The sequence below is a fragment of the Acetobacter thailandicus genome, from assembly GCF_011516655.1.
GTDB classification, from domain to species: Bacteria; Pseudomonadota; Alphaproteobacteria; order Acetobacterales; family Acetobacteraceae; genus Acetobacter; species Acetobacter thailandicus.
This window is the reverse complement of sequence record NZ_WOSV01000004.1, coordinates 1-17,733: the sequence shown is the minus strand read 5'-3', so window position 1 is coordinate 17,733 and position 17,733 is coordinate 1. Positions and strand designations below refer to the sequence as shown.

Annotated in this window: 14 protein-coding genes; 6 read left to right on the top strand and 8 right to left on the bottom strand. The window is 49.8% G+C overall.

All coding sequences use genetic code 11. The features are described from left to right. Positions 1-42: 42 nt before the first annotated feature. The 3 genes from GOB58_RS06975 to GOB58_RS06965 all read right to left on the bottom strand — a co-directional run bounded on the left by GOB58_RS06975 (position 43) and on the right by GOB58_RS06965 (position 5,553). Positions 43-2,979 (bottom strand): glycosyltransferase, encoded by a 2,937-nt coding sequence (locus GOB58_RS06975; protein ID WP_173559733.1) that lies wholly within the window; start codon positions 2,977-2,979, stop codon positions 43-45. A gap of 114 nt (positions 2,980-3,093) precedes the next feature. After that, positions 3,094-4,110 (bottom strand): CgeB family protein, encoded by a 1,017-nt coding sequence (locus GOB58_RS06970; RefSeq protein WP_086553625.1) that lies wholly within the window; start codon positions 4,108-4,110, stop codon positions 3,094-3,096. A gap of 237 nt (positions 4,111-4,347) precedes the next feature. Then, positions 4,348-5,553: an AI-2E family transporter gene (locus tag GOB58_RS06965; RefSeq protein ID WP_233127702.1), complete on the bottom strand. Its 1,206-nt coding sequence runs from the start codon at positions 5,551-5,553 to the stop codon at positions 4,348-4,350. 217 nt (positions 5,554-5,770) lie between these two features. Between GOB58_RS06965 and GOB58_RS06960 the strand changes: the two genes are divergently transcribed. The 3 genes from GOB58_RS06960 (at position 5,771) to GOB58_RS06950 (ending at position 7,709) form a co-directional block, all read left to right on the top strand. Beyond that, on the top strand, positions 5,771-6,010 hold the full coding sequence (locus GOB58_RS06960) for a (2Fe-2S)-binding protein (protein WP_086635494.1): 240 nt from the start codon (positions 5,771-5,773) through the stop codon (positions 6,008-6,010). A gap of 66 nt (positions 6,011-6,076) precedes the next feature. Further along, complete coding sequence (locus GOB58_RS06955) at positions 6,077-7,030, top strand: NAD(P)H-dependent glycerol-3-phosphate dehydrogenase (protein ID WP_173559732.1); 954 nt, start codon at positions 6,077-6,079, stop codon at positions 7,028-7,030. Positions 7,031-7,169: 139 nt separating this feature from the next. Next, the gene (locus tag GOB58_RS06950; RefSeq protein ID WP_086553622.1) at positions 7,170-7,709 is read left to right on the top strand and encodes a Dps family protein; all 540 of its coding nucleotides are present in this window, start codon (positions 7,170-7,172) and stop codon (positions 7,707-7,709) included. Between the two features lie 102 nt (positions 7,710-7,811). Here GOB58_RS06950 and GOB58_RS06945 read toward each other — a convergent pair whose 3' ends face one another. The 3 genes from GOB58_RS06945 to GOB58_RS06935 form a co-directional block, all read right to left on the bottom strand. Further along, entirely contained in the window at positions 7,812-8,210 is a 399-nt protein-coding gene (locus tag GOB58_RS06945; protein ID WP_173559731.1) for a hypothetical protein, read from the bottom strand. A 95-nt stretch (positions 8,211-8,305) separates the two neighbouring features. After that, positions 8,306-9,214 (bottom strand): 4-(cytidine 5'-diphospho)-2-C-methyl-D-erythritol kinase, encoded by a 909-nt coding sequence (locus GOB58_RS06940; protein WP_173559730.1) that lies wholly within the window; start codon positions 9,212-9,214, stop codon positions 8,306-8,308. 19 nt (positions 9,215-9,233) lie between these two features. After that, on the bottom strand, positions 9,234-11,060 hold the full coding sequence (locus tag GOB58_RS06935) for a tetratricopeptide repeat protein (RefSeq protein WP_173559729.1): 1,827 nt from the start codon (positions 11,058-11,060) through the stop codon (positions 9,234-9,236). A gap of 42 nt (positions 11,061-11,102) precedes the next feature. Between GOB58_RS06935 and GOB58_RS06930 the strand changes: the two genes are divergently transcribed. Together GOB58_RS06930 and GOB58_RS06925 are read left to right on the top strand one after the other, a co-directional pair. After that, positions 11,103-12,011: a uracil-DNA glycosylase gene (locus tag GOB58_RS06930; protein WP_242005256.1), complete on the top strand. Its 909-nt coding sequence runs from the start codon at positions 11,103-11,105 to the stop codon at positions 12,009-12,011. Positions 12,012-12,221: 210 nt separating this feature from the next. Further along, positions 12,222-14,153 (top strand): transglycosylase SLT domain-containing protein, encoded by a 1,932-nt coding sequence (locus GOB58_RS06925; protein ID WP_086553618.1) that lies wholly within the window; start codon positions 12,222-12,224, stop codon positions 14,151-14,153. A 43-nt stretch (positions 14,154-14,196) separates the two neighbouring features. Here GOB58_RS06925 and GOB58_RS06920 read toward each other — a convergent pair whose 3' ends face one another. Beyond that, positions 14,197-15,495, bottom strand: coding sequence for a hemolysin family protein (locus tag GOB58_RS06920; protein ID WP_086553617.1), 1,299 nt, complete (start codon positions 15,493-15,495; stop codon positions 14,197-14,199). A 186-nt stretch (positions 15,496-15,681) separates the two neighbouring features. Continuing rightward, the gene (gene hpnH, locus GOB58_RS06915; RefSeq protein ID WP_173559728.1) at positions 15,682-16,884 is read right to left on the bottom strand and encodes an adenosyl-hopene transferase HpnH; all 1,203 of its coding nucleotides are present in this window, start codon (positions 16,882-16,884) and stop codon (positions 15,682-15,684) included. Positions 16,885-17,253: 369 nt separating this feature from the next. On the opposite strand from hpnH, the gene GOB58_RS06910 reads away from it, so the two are divergent. After that, positions 17,254-17,733, top strand: a 480-nt coding sequence (locus GOB58_RS06910) for a 1-deoxy-D-xylulose-5-phosphate synthase N-terminal domain-containing protein (protein ID WP_277876773.1), incomplete at its 3' end; no start/stop codon positions are given.

Genomic DNA, 17,733 nt, shown 5'->3' with positions numbered 1-17,733 from the left:
TAAAAAAACATATTTACACACCATGATGTCTTACAAACGTAGTCACATCATTATTATTTTCTCAATAGCGTTAATATAGGCCTGCGGCTGATTTTCCCGGGCGATACGCTCAAGCGCATTATGCTGTATTTCTCCCCACAGATCTGACGTTGTATAAAGCTTTACAATAGCCTCTGCAAACGAAGACGCATTCATATGATCACAGGCCAGCATATCAGTGCCATCCTGCCATCCAACCTGCTCACGCAAAATATCTGACGCAACAATTGGCAGGCCATGAGCTGCTGCCTCATGAATTTTATAGGGTATACCACCTGCAAAACGTGTTGGTGCAACAAAAACACGATGTGCATTATAAACTGGTGCGAGTGCATCAACCCGACCAAGCACCCTTACGCGCGGATGGGGTAATAACGCAGCAAGATCAATATCTGCGCCACAAAAACCACAAACATCAAATGTCACATCATCAGGCAACCTGCCATCAAGCAAAGGCAGAACCTGCGTTACAAACCAGATAAGCGAATCTAAATTCGGAGAATCTTTGTCGTGTACAGCACCTACAAACAAAAGGTTCTTCCGCGCATCATAGCCAGGAGCAGAACGATCAGGAGACTGCAGATGCCCCAGAACGGTGACATCCTGCATCCCCAGCCTGCGCAGGGTCGCCGCATCGCGTTCATTCACCGCAACAAACTTCTGCGCAACACCTGCAGAACGAAACTCCTGCCTCAGCATTTCATCCAGACTATGCTGTGCCTGCTCACCACGCAGAGCCGCCTTTTGCTGTTCACGCCCCGCGGCAACAGCTTCTGTGTCGAGAATAACCTTACAGCCCGGCATAACACCGGCAACATCAGCCAGAACCGGTGCAACACGCTCCGCATTATGAGTACGCGCAACCCATATGGCATCATAATAACCAGGACGACTTTTCAGAAAATCTGTAAGATCATCTATCCCTTTATTCCACATAATTTCTGCACGATCTGGGAACCCGGAATAGACATCATCTCCCTCACCGGTATTTCTAAATACCGGATACACAGTAACATGACATCCCAGACAATTCGTTAATACCGTAATAATGTCATTTGAACGGGTAAAACCCGAACCCAGGTGCCGGAAAGGCAAATAATCTTCAATAAACAACACACGCTTAAGCGAAGGATATGCTGAGCGCGCATAAAGAAGCTGCCCGTCATGCCGCGGCAGACGCTGCTCTATATAATCGCTGTTTTTTTCGATAAAACGCTGCTGATTAATGAGCATGAGCTGGTTGCTGCCACTGGACCCCGACGTACCATACTCATAATGTATAACGGTAACGCCCGGGTCATATACGACATCAAAACCCATTTTATTAATACGAACACACAGATCCGTATCTTCAAAATAAGCCGGGGCATAATCAGCATCAAACCCACCCAGCTCTTTAAGAATATTCGTACGTACGAGCAGGAAAGCGCCTGAGCAAAAATCAACAGAACGAACATAATTTGCCTCAGGAACATCAGGCAGCTGATCGCGAAGATAACCCGATGCCGCACCTCTTTGCCAGATGATACACCCGGCCTCCTGTAACAGACCGTTCGTGCGAATAATCTTTGCACCAACCGCACCAGCCTCAGGCTCTTTTACAAATCGGGCCAGCGCTGTTTCCAGCGCTAAAGGCATCAGCTCCAGATCATTATTGAGGTATAGCACATAGTCTGCTTTAACCTTCTCCAGCGCTGCGTTACAGCCTGCCAGAAAACCAACATTGCCTACAGTTCTGATAATATCCAGCCCATTTACATAGCGCTCGATATGCTTGACCTCATCAGAGGAGCCAGAATCAACCAGGATAACCTGAATGCGCCCATCATAATTATCACGTAGTGACGCAAGCGTTGTCATAGTCATGGCGAAATTATTATAAGCCACGATAATAACGCTGACCTCAGGATTTTCACATGAAAAATCAATTTTTGAGCGCAAAAGTAACGGAAGCCGCAGGCGGCTCATACGCTGGTACACGTCTTTAGAAATACTCTCTATTTCTTCTTCAGTGTAACCTGACTGATCAATAATACCATTGTTCATCACATAATAAACAAAAAAACTAGACTTCGCATATTTAGCGACTTCAGTCTTAACTTTGGTATTTTCTGCATAAACCCGCAACGACAACTCAGGCTCAGGCTGGCGCAGTTCATATTGCCCATATTTGGCAAAATGCTCGTAGCCGTTCCTGAAACCGCCATTTTGCACTGCACCGGCAATATCAACGTAGCAGCTCAGATAAAAATCTTCAGAAAAATACTGATTGGGATTATATTTCAAAGGGGTATCATTAGTAAGATAATGATGCAGAGGCCCCTGCCATAACACCCCGTCTTCGCAGACATCCGGATATGTTTTTACATACCAGTCCGGGTCAAAATACCAGGACATACGCTTCTGATACACGGCCGGCTCAGGCACAGACCGCAAAAGCGCAATATATGGCCCCTCCTCAATATCAATTTTAAAATCAGGATTTTCTGAAATAAACAATGACGGATCAAAAAACACAGAGGGAGAATTAAGCTGACGGCTCCCCTGATTTAAATAATGATCATAGCCATTACGAATATTATTCTCTCTTAATATTTCGGGCGAAACATCGAGGTAGAGACGACGATAATACTCTTCATCAAACAACCAGTGCGGGCTGTGTGAAAGATTTCCCACCCGGACATAATGATCAAAACCTGAATGATACTCACCTGAAGCAACCAGCTCACGCACATCAGAATAACGTTGCAAATACCAGGATTCATCAAAAAATGGATTGGGAGAGTGCTTCAGGTCTCTCCCTTTTGTTTTATAAAACTCTTCGATCTCGCCATCCTGAGATAACTCGAAAAAAGACAATACTGAGTGGTACTGTTGCTTATACCACTCACCATCAAAAACGGCCCAGTCTATTTTACGCTTTAGCTTTAATAATGACATTTCAAAATCCGAACTTTATAACCCGACGCATCGAAAATACTACAAAAAAGCAACCAGTTACAAACGACAAAAGATATGACGGATTTTAAGTTACGAACCCTCTGACCGCCTTCATCAGAGCACTATCAGCTTCAGATCCTCAAGAATTTTCACAACCTCACGAATACGATTACCATAAGTATGCTGCTCCAGAGTTCTCTTCTGCGCCAGTTTTGTCGCCTGCAAGCGTTTTTCAGGTGCGGCAAGATACTCACTGATCAGACGATCAAAATCCCGCTTATTCGAGAAAGACGGAATTTCACTGGCCGGGTAATACCGGCGAAGCTCATATGTATCTTCATGAAAAATCTGAAACGCACCAGCTGCGGCTGCCTCAAACGTACGGGGGCCCGGCGTTGAGGGAGAAATCATGAAGCGTTTATTTTCAAAGTGCAGCGAACGCCCAAGATTAAGCACTATCCGCGAATGCTGATAAAGCTCAACCAGCTGTTTTTTATCAATACGATCATCAGAGAAGCCAATACCGAACTCATTCCAGCCTGGTCCGATGATACGAATATTCAGACGACGCAGAGACGGGAGAAGATTACGGACAATATCTTTACGGCTGGTAAACGCGACACCACAGAAAAGAACATCAATGTGACGCTGCTCTTCACTTACGACTGGTGCATAATGCAGCTTGCGGCTCGCGGCGAGCGGCAGATGAAAAACCCGGTCACGCTGATAAAAATTATGCCCCCAGCGGTCACAGGAGAAAATAACGTCAAAATCGTCAGCTACGCGATAATTAGCGTCCTGCTCGTAGGGATCTTCTGTCGCCCAGAAAACAGTTGTCGCACCAATTTTTTTGGCCTCACGACATACTTCACCAAAATAAGTACTCTCAGGCAGGTATGACCCAATAGCAAAAACAATCGTAGGCTTAAGAAATGCAATAGACTCAGCTGCACCACTAATATGAACAGCCGTCACATTTTCTTCACCAAAACACTCAACCCATCCGTCCATAATAGACTCACGAATTTGAGCATTTGCCTGAGACTCATACCGTCCGCCACTACACACCAGAACGCGCTGATTGTTCCATACCTGCGCTACAGTTGCGTTTTCCTCTTGAGAAGCTGCCATAAAAGTATCCGTGCGTTAAAACCGTCCAGCCAGATTAATCTAACCGCCAACAATATGACAGGCACAGTCGCATGTCATATACAGGCTGTAAAGGACTTCTTCCCTTAGAAAAACAGCAAACAACGCAGCGAAGAAAAAATTAAAAATAAATTTTACTAAATAATTATAAAAACTTTAAATTTTTATATAAATCCAAAAACTGGCCTGTTAAAAAACCGACCAGCTCACCGTGCAGTTTCAATCAGCCAATAGTTCAGATTTACTCTTTTTTGCCAGCCCGCCCCCTGACGCTACACTCCATATAAAATATGCAACCGCAGTCAGTACCGGACCAATAAACAACCCTTTAATACCCCAGGTTTCAAGCCCTCCCAGAATACCCATCAACACCCATACAAATGGCAGGCGCACAGAGCCCCCTATCAGGACAGGCCGGACAAAATGATCCCCCATAAAAAGAATAAAAGAGCCATACACAGCAACACAAATTGCCGAAATCATGCTCCCCTTTACAGCAATCAGCAGACAGCACACCAGCAAAGCAACTGACCCGACAATAGGTATCATTGAAGCCAGAGCGGTAAAAACTCCGAGCAGTACCGGCTGAGGTGCTCCCGCAACAAAATATGCGACACTTATAAGTGCCCCTTCGCCAAGACCAACAAGCACAAGACCTGCCATAGTACCGCGCACAGCACTGACAATATAATAACAGACCATTCTGGCACGCACACCAAAAAGCCGCACGCCAAGCCGCTCACACCGCACAGCGACTTCATCGCCTGAACGAAGAAAGAAAAACTGAATAAGCAGGGCAAAACCCATGATAACGAGTATACTGACGAAACTATGCCCAAGTGACGCGGCTGGTTTCATCAGCTGATCGAATTTCAGGTGACCAAAAAGGTTACGCAGCTCTTCAGGTGATGCAAGATTTTGCTGCCACCACCCATGAGCAGCAGCAGCCCCCCAGGGCAAACGCTCCACCCAGACAGGCTCCGGCAATCCGTTCTGGATAATATCTTTAACCCAGGCAATACCCTTACCCGCCTCGTCTGTTAAAACGGAGACAAGCAGAATCATGGGCACGACAAAAATAAGCACGACACCAACGACACATGCAGCAGCCACGGCTGAACGACCATGGGAGGATGGCCACCGGCGCATAAGCCGCGATGCAACCGGCCAGCAAATGATGGCCAGTATCCCGCCCCACAATAATGACAGACAAAAACGCCCAAACGTGTAAAGGGTCAGCGCCGCAACAATAAAAGCCAGTACCCCCTGCATACGCAGATGAAAGCCTTTGACCTCATAGTTATGCCGCGAGGGAATATCACGGATTTTCACCTTACCCTCTTCACGCCCCTCATCAGCTTCGTCATTTTTAAAAAGTAATAATAAAAAATCAGTCATCGCCGTTTTTATTTTTTTAAAAGACAAAAATATCTCCTGTTTAATGAGCTTAATTTTGAAAAAATATTAAAAATTTTATTATTATTAACACGTCTATTTCTCATCATACATATTTTTCTACATTATAAACCTGCCTCGCAATAAGAACCTCATCTCACTGAAATTCATCAGAAAAAATTTTATTGCGAATAATTCTCATTCGTGTATAAAAAAATGAGTTTCTTCAGGAATCGGAACGATCACAATGATCATCTGCTCTTGCAACTCTCTTACGCACAAAGATGTCGAGCATGCTGTTGAATATGGCGCGACACATCCGCGCGATATCTATGCTGCCAGAGGCTGCAAAGCCAAATGCGGCAACTGCGTGCCTGGTGTCGTATGTATGCTGCGTGAGGCTCTTGTAAAAAAAAGCCAGACACCAGCATTGTTTTCGCATCTGAGCAACTGTGCTGAAACACCGGCAACAGCACTTACGGCCTGATACTTTCCTCTCAGCACTGTAATTCTGTTATTTGCCGGATTCATTACTTTCTGGCAAAGTCGTGTCATGACAAATATTACTGTTTTTGGGGCCGGTGCGTGGGGATGCGCTCTTGCTCTGCATATTCATAAAACCGGCGCAAATGTAAGATTATGGGCACGCAACCCGTCTGCCCGCCTGCCTTCGGGAGCCATGCCGCGACTACGTGACCACCCCTTGCCAGCAGACATCACAGTCTCTGACACATTCCCTGTCACAACCGACCTGAGCGTTGTTGTTATCCCCGTTCAGCACCTTGCATCTGTTTTGCCACATCTGCCTCAGGCACCTGTCCTGCTATGCTGCAAAGGCATTGAGCAAACCACTCTGGACTTTCCACTTGAAATTCTGGCGCGGGTCAGACCAGACCTGAAAGGTGCCTTTCTTTCAGGGCCAAACTTTGCTCATGAAATTGCCGCAGGCCTGCCCGCCGCAGCTGTTATTGCTGCTACTCAGCATGAAACAGCACAACATATTGCCGAACCGATTTCATCACCCTTGTTTCGGCTATACACCAGCACTGACTGCACAGGGGTACAACTGGGCGGAGCAGCTAAAAACGTAATTGCTATTGCAGCAGGTGCCACCATGGGAGCTGGTCTGGGGGAAAATGCCCGGGCAGCTCTGATTACCAGGGGGCTCGCCGAAACCGGACGCCTGGCGACAGCACTTGGTGGACAGCCGGCCACCTTATCAGGTCTGGCTGGTATCGGAGACCTGCTCCTCACCTGCACAAGCCCGGCCTCACGAAATTACCGGATGGGTCTGGCTCTTGGACAGGGAAGCAGGAAAGAGGAAGCTCTTACCACACTTCCTGGCGTTGCCGAGGGTGTGACTACAGCCAGCGCTCTTCTCAGCATTGCCCGACGCCATAATGTGCATGTGCCCATTACTGAAACTATTGCGAGCTTCCTTTCCGGCAGCCTTACACTAGCGCAGGCACAGGATAAATTACTCAGCCGCCCACCCGGCTTTGAGTAAGATTTTTAATAACAATTTTATGTTTTTTTAAATAAAATAGAAAACACCTCTTTATTTTAAGTCCTGTTATTCACACATTATTATATGCGTCACGAATGATTTTCAGTGCATCAACATAGTACAGTAAGGATCAGGATTCATGACTAAAGCATCTTCAGAAGCTAAATCAGCTCACGTTAAAGAGTATCTTGGCACCCCGACAGATCTGCCAGCTAAGGCTGTTAAAGAAGTTGGTATCGGCCTGGGAGACCTGCTGGCTGACACATTTGCACTTTATATTAAGACGAAAAATTTTCACTGGCACATGAGTGGCCGTCAGTTTCGTGACTACCACCTCCTGCTCGACGAACAGAGCGACCAGATATTCGCAATGACGGATCCTCTGGCTGAACGCGCCCGCAAAATCGGAGAAACAACTCTGCACTCAATCGGCGAGATCAGCCGCCGTACAAAAATTGCAGATAATGATGCCCTCTACGTTACGCCTGAAGATATGCTGGCTGAGCTGCGCGAAGACAATCTGGCACTCACCACACATATGAGAAAAGTGCATGCACTGTGTGATGAAGCCGGCGATATTGCATCAGCCAGCCTGCTTGAAAACTGGATTGATGAGACAGAACGCCGCACGTGGTTTCTTTTTGAGGCAACCCGTCCTGCATTCGGAAAAAATAGCTGATACTTAATCAGCACATTACCTCACTGATAGCGGCCAGTTAATTTATGGCTGCTATCAGCGTATTATGACCGGATATTCCTCTTATAACAAAAAACTCAGGCCTTAATTAAGCTTCCTGTCATCAGGACGTCCTTCAACCCTGAGGCCATGATGGATTTGCAGGCCGCGTACCAGCTTTTCCGAATCATTCGGCGTTAAAACCAGCCCGACAGGCCCGTAAGCAGGGTGCTGAAATGCAAGGACTGATCCACCGGTTACTACTTCCGGCTGCAGTGCCCAGCGTGTTCTCGAAACAGCAGAAAAACGTGCCCCTTCAATGGGTGGTACGGCTTTATCCTTAAGCATCGTTTCACGCACGCGGCCAAGCACCTGAAGCAATGATGTTACCTGTTCAGCAGACAGCGCAACTTTAACTGCCTCAGCAGACTCATCATCAGAGGAGAGAGTCATCACCACGGATTCAAGATCATCCGCCAACGTCAGATCTACTTTTGACACCATAGCTTTTCTCCGCATAAAAAACATTCATACCAGAGCATGAATACCTGCAACAGTTTCCCTTACCTGATGCGTTTATCTCACATATATAAGGCGGCTCAACAGAAGCCTCCACCCCAGACCCACCATTCAGGCCGATTTCGGGAAAGCGAATAAGCAGCCTGCCGGGCGGTTGCGTCATCTGGGAAAATAGCAAAGCATGTTGCCCCGGACCCGCTCATACGCACCAGTAAATTGTCCGGGATATCAGCCAGCACATTAAGAACATCTCTGACAGGCGGGCAAACAAGGCATGCTGCGTCCTGCAGGCTGTTACTCTGAAGCGACAAAAAACCAGCCAGAGACTGCGCATCAGGCCAGGCATCAGGCAGATCTGCCCGGGGCACAAAATGACCATCGCGACGGCGGAAGATCTCAGGGGTTGAAACCGCGACACCACAATTGACCAGTAATATACCACAGGAAGGAGGCAGGGCGGGTGCATCCGAGAGTTTCTCACCGATGCCTTCCATCCGGGCGGCCCGACTATCAAGACACACCGGAACATCTGCCCCGAGTTTTTCAGCCATCAGTGACAATGCCTCACTATCAGGCTCAACCTGCCAGGCACGACTGAGCAGACGAAGTGCTGCAGCTGCATCTGCTGACCCCCCACCGATACCAGAGGCAACCGGCAGCTCTTTTCGCAGCACAAGCCGTCCCCCAGGCACTTTGGCAGCTCCACCTGCAGCGGCCTGCACCATGGCTGCAGCTTTCATCACAAGATTATTCTGTCCGGCAGCATCCTGTCCCAGCGGGGCGCCAAATCGTCCGGTCAGTTCCAGGCGCAGTTCTTCATCGCCAGGTTCATAAAGCAGTTCATCGCAGGCTTCTGCAAAAACAGCCAGACTATCAAGCAGGTGGTAGCCATCTGCTCTTTTACCCGTCACATGCAGATACAGGTTAATTTTTGCACGAGCAGACTCTGAAAAAATCTGCGAAGAAACATTTTCTGTTTTTTCAGACATTCTAACTTATATTTCTCTTTTATTTTCCTGCAGGCAGCCCTGATAGCGACACAGAAGCCTGTTTATCAGGCAGATTGCCAGCCCGGGCAAGAGCACCCCTGATCAGCTTTTCATCCCGCGGCTCAGGCTTCAGTTCAAGAGCAAGATTCCAGTGATCAACAGCCTCTCTGTGACGTCCCATACGCCAGTAAACCTCACCCAGATGATAATTCACCTCCGGGTCTTCAGGTGTCTGCGCGACAGCCCTCTCCAGTAATTGTGTACCTTCCTTCAGGTCCCCACGCTCAACCATAACCCAGCCGAGACTATCACGAATAGCCGCATCATCCGGGTCAAGTTCAACAGCTTTTCGCAGCAGGCGCTCAGCCTCAGCAAGGTCTTCATGCTGTTCGGTCATAGAGTAACCAAGAAAATTAAGCAGCAAAGGATTATCAGGCTGCAAGGCCAATGCTTCTTTCAGATCGGCTTTAGCCTTTGGCCAGTTCCCAAGCTCATAAGACGTAACTGCCCGCAGAAATAATAACGACCAGTATTCCTTCTTCACCCCGCGCAGCGGTGCTCCTGCCCTGGATAAATTAACCGCCTTATCATAAGCAGCAAATGCACCCTGCCAGTTTTTACGGGAAGCTTCCGTATTCCCCAGCTCACTTACAGGCAGCACCAGCTCAGGGTTATCTTTAACCAGCGCAAGCAACTTATCTCTGGCTTCATCAAGATGATCTGATTCATTATCAATAAGAGCCAGTTTAAACGCCGCAACGGGCATCAGCGGGCTCCCTGATGGCATGCGCAAGAGCGTAGCACGGGCAGCCTGTGGATGCCCCTCATCCTGCTGCACTTCCGCCATCATCAGCAAAGCCTCAGACATATGCGGGTCAAGCTCAAGTGCAAAACTGAGCATGAGCCGCGTCGCCTCATTTAAACGAAAACGGGCCTGTCTGGCGGCCTGTGGGCTCATAGCCTCCTGCTCAGCATTACGCAGCTGCTGCTGAAAAAGAAACGCTGTCAGCACATAAGCCCGGGCAAGCCCCTGCAATGACGTATCAACCGGAAACTTACTGACTTCAGCCTGAAACTGCTTTCCTGCCAGAGCGAGAACCGGATCAGCATCAATCATACGACGCAAAAGTTCTCGTGCTTTATCACGCTGACCATTCTGCCAGCACCAGGCAGCATAGGAGCGGGCAAGCAAAAGATCCTCACCCGGCATTGCATGCTGCGCCTGAGCAAATAGACGGCCAGCTTCAGCACTGTCACCCGATAGCTGAGCAATTAATGCCGCATGCAACGTGTAGAAAGGAGAAAGCACGCTCCCCTGTATACGAGATAATGCATCAAGGGCAGCATGCGCTTTATGCTCGGCCTGATCACACCAGGCCAGCAGCAGAGGCAGAACCAGATGAGCCATCGGGTCCTGACTGCCCTGCTGATAATAACGGGCAGCAGCCTGCCAGTCTCCCTTAAGAGCAGCGTGATTACCGAGAACAAAGGAGGAAAGAATTTCCTTCCCCGCAAACTGCTCTTCTCTGCGGGCCAGCTCAACAGCTTCAGGACTACCTGCCAGGACACTCAGAACAAAAGCCTGGGTAGCCATGTCACGGTTAGCCGGGTCAGCCTGTGAGGCCGCACGCAGTGCACGGGCAGCCTCAGAATCATCCCCGCGACTCCTTGCGGCAATTCCGGCCAGAAAAGCGCCCGAATCGACCTTCTGGTTTGCGGCAGTTATTTTTTTACCCTGTGTCTGTGCCAGTTCTGGCACTGATGCTGCACACGCAAACGGATCTGCAGCTACATTAACAGAAAAAAACAGCACAAAAGCTGTAGGCAAATAGCGACAAAGTACCATAATAACCCAGGTCTCAGGAGCAACAGAAAGGGAAAAACTAATATGAACCCCTCCTGCCTTTCTACTCCGCCTGAAGCTAATAGCCAAACTCTCTTCTTTTCAGGTAATGGTGACATGACACATTCTCCCCTTTCTCTTCTTCGTCTTTACGAAGAATGGGGAGTCGATACCGCGATAGGTGACAGTGCAACTGATCAGAGAGAGAGCACTTTCACACCGGTTTCTGTCACCCTGCGCCATACAGATACAGCTACCGCAGCACCACAAACGAGACAGCAGGCCGCTGCAACGCCGCCAGCAGCACAAAGAGCCCGGAATCCGGTTACTCAGCACGCTTCTATGCCAGGCGAAAGCGTTGAAGCCGCGAGAAAGGTCGCCAGACAGGCAACCTCCGTTGCAGAGCTGAAAACTGTTATGGAGCAGTTTCATGGCTTCTCGCTCTATAAAACAGCGATTCACACCTTATTTGCGCAAGGCCCGCGTCACGCTCCGCTTATGATTATCGGTGATGCTCCTGATGCTGATGAAGACCGTAGTGGCAATGTCTTCTCAGGCTTATGTGGCTCTTTGCTTGATCAGATGCTTAACGCGGCAGGAATCGACAAAAAAACCCTCCTCCTTGCAACTGCTCTGCCGTGGAGACCACCAGGCGGACGCCCTCCCTCAGAGATCGAGATTCAGACCTGCCGCTCCTTCCTCGAACAGACCATCAGGCTCTTTGCGCCTCAGAGGCTGTTGTTATGCGGCAGTATGCCCTCCCGGGTGCTGACAGGGTCAGCTAAGCTCCCTGCCGCACATACATGGCACGACCTCACCCTTGAAGAGTACCCTGAGCCACTCCCCATGATGAGCATACGCCACCCCCTTCAGCTTCGCGCCAGCGCGGCTGCACGCAAGGACATATGGGCAACTCTGCTTCTTGTTGCACAAACGCTACAGCAAAAAAACTAAAAACACCGGGAAATTCATGTCATACAACACGCATTCATTACTATTTATTTAATATAAAAATTTCATTTTTTCATACAGTTAAAAAGAAAATTATCGTCATTTTATAAAATTAGCGAAGCGTGTAACACACCCTGTTTATAACTCAGCGAAGGCACTTCCCGGCACTGCAAGGTTGCTTTTTCACGCAGAAACCCCTAGATCCCGCCAGCCATGCGAGCGATAGGACAAATCTCTAATCATATCGCAGCGACAGCCATTCTGGCTGGAGCAGCTTTATGGGCAGGGGCCAGCGTTACAACAACGAAGGCTCATGCCGCACCGCCTGAACCAGGACAGGACGCGCACAGCAATGAGCTGGCGATGGTCATGCCCAGGCAGGCTTTCAATGGTAGCGATGATCTCCCGCTTCCTAAACCTCTTTCCTCTGAAGCAAGCCTTCAGATCCGCTCTATTTTTCGCCTGCAGCGACAGGGCGCCTTTAGCGAGGCAATCAGCAGCAGCACACATCTGACAGATACCCTCCTTCTGGCAGACATTGAGGCGGACCGTTACCTTAACCCGGCTTACCACCCCAGCGTGGCAGAGCTTCGACTCTGGCTAAAACAATACAGCACACACGCTGATGCCTCAGCGATATGGGACAGGCTGGCTGCCATTACGCAGCAAAAAAGCCCTGCCCCGCTTCCCCCGTCAGGGAAAGTTCTGAGCTATGCCGGTATTCCGGCCAGTCATGTCGCTTATGATTTTACACGCAACCATCTGCTTGACCGTACACTGCGCGAACGAGCCGGATGGGGCATCAAAGGGGTACGCAGCGCGCTCAGGCTGATTGAAAAAACCCCGGGTATGACCCCCGCCTATGCCGCACAGCTCAAAGCTGAAGCCGCACAGGCAATGCTGGCAATGGGTAATACCGACGTCGCGCTCGAAATAGCACGCTCAGGGTTTGAGCAGACACACAATAAAAATGCCCTGGCTGGCTTTATTGCAGGCCTCGCTTTGTGGAAAAAAGACCTGCACGCTCAGGCCGTGCCTTTTTTCACCAAAGCGACATATGCAGAAAACGCAACACCAGCCATGCGTGCAGCCTGTGCTTTCTGGGCCTCACGGGCCTATAAAAAGCTGGGACAAACCCATAAATACCATTTATGGCTTCAGCATGCAGAAGGCTTCACCGACACCTTCTATGGCCTGCTGGCGTCACAGCAGCTCCATGCCTCAGGTGGCGGGCATGACAAAAATTATGTACATAAAGCCGAACTTACACGAGCACTTAAAGATTCTGCTCCTTCCACACCGGTGCTGACAGAGATTGACCTGGAAGCCGTTGGCGGGACTGAAATAGGTCGTCGCGTTTTTGCACTTCTGCAAACGGGAGAGCAGGAAAGAGCTGAGCGGACAATTCGTCGGGCATGGGCTGATTTTCGTGACGTTACCCTGGCCCGCTCTTTTCAGCTTGTGGCCGAAGCCGCCGGTTTGCACAATCTGGCAACCGAAATGGCCGAAGCTATCAATAACCGGGAAGCGCATACACAGCGAAACGACAATACGCCTCTGCCTGTGCTGAAACCCAGAAATGGTTTCACCATGGACCCTGCACTGGTTTATGCGCTGACACGACTTGAATCCAACTTCGACGCCAAAGCTGTCTCAGGCTCAGGGGCGCACGGGCTTATGCAGATTATGCCTTTAACTGCCGATTTTATCATAAGCCCTTCACCAGCGAATATCACCCACCGGTTTGAGCAGGCCGTCGACACCCTGCACGACCCAAGCCTGAACCTTGAAATCGGACAGCGGTATGTGCATTACTTGGCTGACCTGACCCAGCATACCACTCAGCAGCCAGGTCTGCAGGGGGGCGATATGATCCGCCTTCTGGCCAGCTACAATACCGGCCCGGCAGCACTGGCAAAATGGGAAAGAGACAGTGCAGTCAGCTCTGAAGATCCCTTCTTATATATGGAGCTGCTGCCCAACGCTGAAACGCGGGAATATGTGCACAGGGCGTTATCTTATTTATGGATTTATGCCAGCAAAATGAACCTGCCAAAACCATCGTTACAGGCTCTGGCACACAATCAATGGCCCGACTTCGCTGAAGAAACAGCGCTGGCAAACAGAAAAATCACACTACACTAGAGCATTTCTGTGCTGGCGCAGACCTCGCGCCAGCACAGTCAGATCAGTTTTCTGCCAGGCTCTGACGGCTGACTCTGACCCGGGCCACGCGGCGCCCCTCCATCTCAAGCACCTCAAATAACCAGCCCGAATAAATAACCTTATCGCCAGCAGCGGGCACACGACGCAGCAACGCCAGAAGAATACCACCCAGGGTATGATAACTGCCCTCATCAGGCAGATGGCGCAGGCCAAGACGATCTTTCACCTCATCTGCTGACTCTGTGCCGTCAAGCATCAGAACAGCATTCTGGCTGTCTGCCTGAGGATTATGCACAGCAGGCTGTGTCTCGTGGTTTTTCTCACCTACAATCGCATCAAACAGGTCAGAGGCTGTCACCACCCCTTCAAACGAACCATACTCATCAAAAACGAAAGCTATACCCAGTGGGATGGCGCGCATGCGCTCAAGCATATCGAAAGCTGATATACTGTCAGGCACAACAACCATTGGCCGCAACCCGGCCTCAATCGACACCGGCATGCCGTCAAGTGTGCGGTCCAGCATATCTTTAGCCAGCACAACCCCCACGGGGTTATCAACCCCGCCCTCACATACAACAATACGGGCATAGGTTGTCTGACGCAGGACTTTAATAAGCGCATCACGCCCGGAATGACGGTCAATCCAGTACAGCTCGTTACGCGGCGTCATAATCGCTCTGACTGGCCGGTCGGCAAGTCTGAGCAGACGCTCAATCATCGTCCGTTCCTGATGTTCAAGAACTCCCGTCCGGGCTCCTTCTGCAATATAGGCTTTAAGCTCCTCCTCAGTCATAGTCTGAGTAACAGCATCTCCGGCGCCCATCATTTTGAGTACCAGGTTTGAAGACTGACGCAGAACAGCAACAACCGGCCGCGTCATATTAGCCAGAAGCTCAAGAGGAAAAGCCAGGCGGGCCGCCATGACCTCAGGCTCACGCAGAGCCAGCTGCTTAGGCACCAGCTCACCCAGCACCAGCATCAGACAGGTGATAATCATCACCACCAGCACCATTGACAGCTGAGCCGCAATGGGACGGAGAACCGTCACCTGCTGCAACATCGGCGTAAGATATGCCTCGATACGCACACCACCAAAAGTACCTTCGAGAATAGAGACCAGCGTCATACCGATCTGCACAGTAGGAAGGAAAATCTGAGGATTTTCTGCCAGCTTCATAGCCCGCGCAGCACCACGCACACCGCGTTCACGCAATATGGCAAGCCTGGGCATTCTGACTGAAATAAGAGCCAGCTCACCCATAGCAAAGACTGCATTAAGAAAAACGAGAAGGAAGATAATAAGGACAGAAACCGTCATTGGAGAAAATCACCACCACAGGCAGAAAATAACATTTATAAAAACACAATAGTCAGAGACGCATGCATAGCTGCATATCAGGGCAGCCTGCTTAGTTTAAAAAATAAACACCACATAAGCTGTAAAAAAAAGGACAGCCCATACTCTGAGCTGTCCTTTCTTCAGGCGTAGTTACTCAGGCAACACTCAGTCTGCCCCGGCAACCTCTGCCTCCAGTGGCATTGCTGCATCTTCAGCCTTTTTACGCACAACCTTCACACGTGGTGCGCGGGCAGGCTTGCGGGCCTCAATTTCAGCCATCTGCTCTTCAACCTGTTCAGAGTAGTTGTACTGAGCCGGGCGCTGGTTCGCCAGGGAGATCTCCGGCACCATTGGCTTTTCAGTCTCAGGCCCGAACAAAGCTACTTTGGCAATATGCCACGGACGCTGAACGGCATCGATCACAGCTGTTGATTCATAACCTGAGTGCACCATGCAATCTGCGCATTTCTCATAGTTACCTGTGCCATAATCATCCCAGTTGGTATCTTCAACCAGCTCACGGAACGATTTTGCATAACCTTCACCCAGCAGGTAGCACGGACGCTGCCAGCCGAAGACATTACGCAGCGGCTTACCCCACGGCGTGCAGTGATACTGCTCGTTGCCAGCCAGGAAGTTCAGAAAGAGTGGTGACTGTGTGAAACGCCACTTTTTCTTCTTTCCAAGACGGAAAACGTCACGGAACAGCTGCTTGGTTTTCTGACGGTTAAGGAAGTGCTCCTGATCAGGTGCGCGTTCATACGCATAGCCCGGAGCAGTCATAATACCGTCCACACCCATCGCCATCACTTCATCAAAAAATGCGGCAAGACGCTCAGGTGCGACACCATCGAACACAGTACAGTTAATAGAGACGCGGAACCCGCGTGCTTTCGCCTTCTTAATTGCTGCGACTGCACGTTCGTACACACCATCCTGGCAGACAGATGCGTCATGCATTGTCTTATCACCATCTAGATGCACGTCCCATGAGAAGAAAGGTGATGGTTCATACTCATCCATCTTTTTCTCAAGCAATAACGCATTTGTGCACAGATAAACGTATTTTTTACGCGCAATCAGACCACGGATAATCTCGGGCATTTCTTTGTGCAGTAATGGCTCGCCACCTGCCACGGCAATAACCGGGGCACCAGCCTCGGCATCTGCATCAAGACATTCCTGAACGGTCATACGCTGGTTAAGGATAGCCGCCGGGTAATCTATTTTACCACATCCCGCACACGCCAGATTACAGCGAAAAAGCGGCTCCAGCATCAGCACCAGCGGATAGCGCTTGCGCTTTTTGAGATGCTGCGTGACAACATACTTCCCGACCCTGACGGCCTGCATTATCGGTACGGCCATAAACCCCCGCTCCGGCGTTTTTTTACGCCTGCAATCATGAAACTGGATGAGACTGCCAGTCATTCCAGAAAAAAAGAATGAAACTAACCTGACACCTGGTTTCTGTGCCCTGTAGCAAGTTTGTCAGATTTATTACAGGAATCCACACAACGAAACCATAATTGCCCAGCCTATAAGATATCCGCTCTCAAGAGTCTAAAGCTTTTTCCAAAAAAGTGACAAATAAGCAACAGACGTCAATAAGTTTGTAACATACCCTTGCCTTAATCACAGAAACATTAAAACCAGAGCCTGCAAACCATGATACCCCAGGTGCGCTGATACTGCACTAAAAGTGAAAAAACACTCAATAAGAATGGGAAACATCACATGACCTCGCCGTTTCAGGAAAAAAACTCAAACTCCACCACTGTGCCGACTCACGGCCGTTTTCCTGTTCTGGACCGCGTGACATACCCGCAGGATCTGCGTAATTTTTCGGTTGACCAGTTAAGCCAGCTTGCTGATGAGCTGCGTGCTGAAACAATTGATGCGGTCTCCTCCACCGGGGGGCATCTTGGTGCCTCTCTTGGTGTTGTTGAGCTCACCGTTGCCCTGCACGCTGTGTTTGATACGCCTGAGAGCAAGGTCATCTGGGATGTGGGCCACCAGGCCTACCCCCATAAAATTCTGACCGGCCGGCGCGAGCGCATTCGCACCCTGCGTCAGCCTGGCGGGCTTTCGGGCTTTACCAAACGCTCAGAGAGCGAATACGACCCCTTTGGTGCGGCTCACTCCTCCACATCCATTTCTGCGGGTCTGGGCATGGCTGTGGCCCACCATCTGCGCGCTGAGGAAGACCCCTCCTAC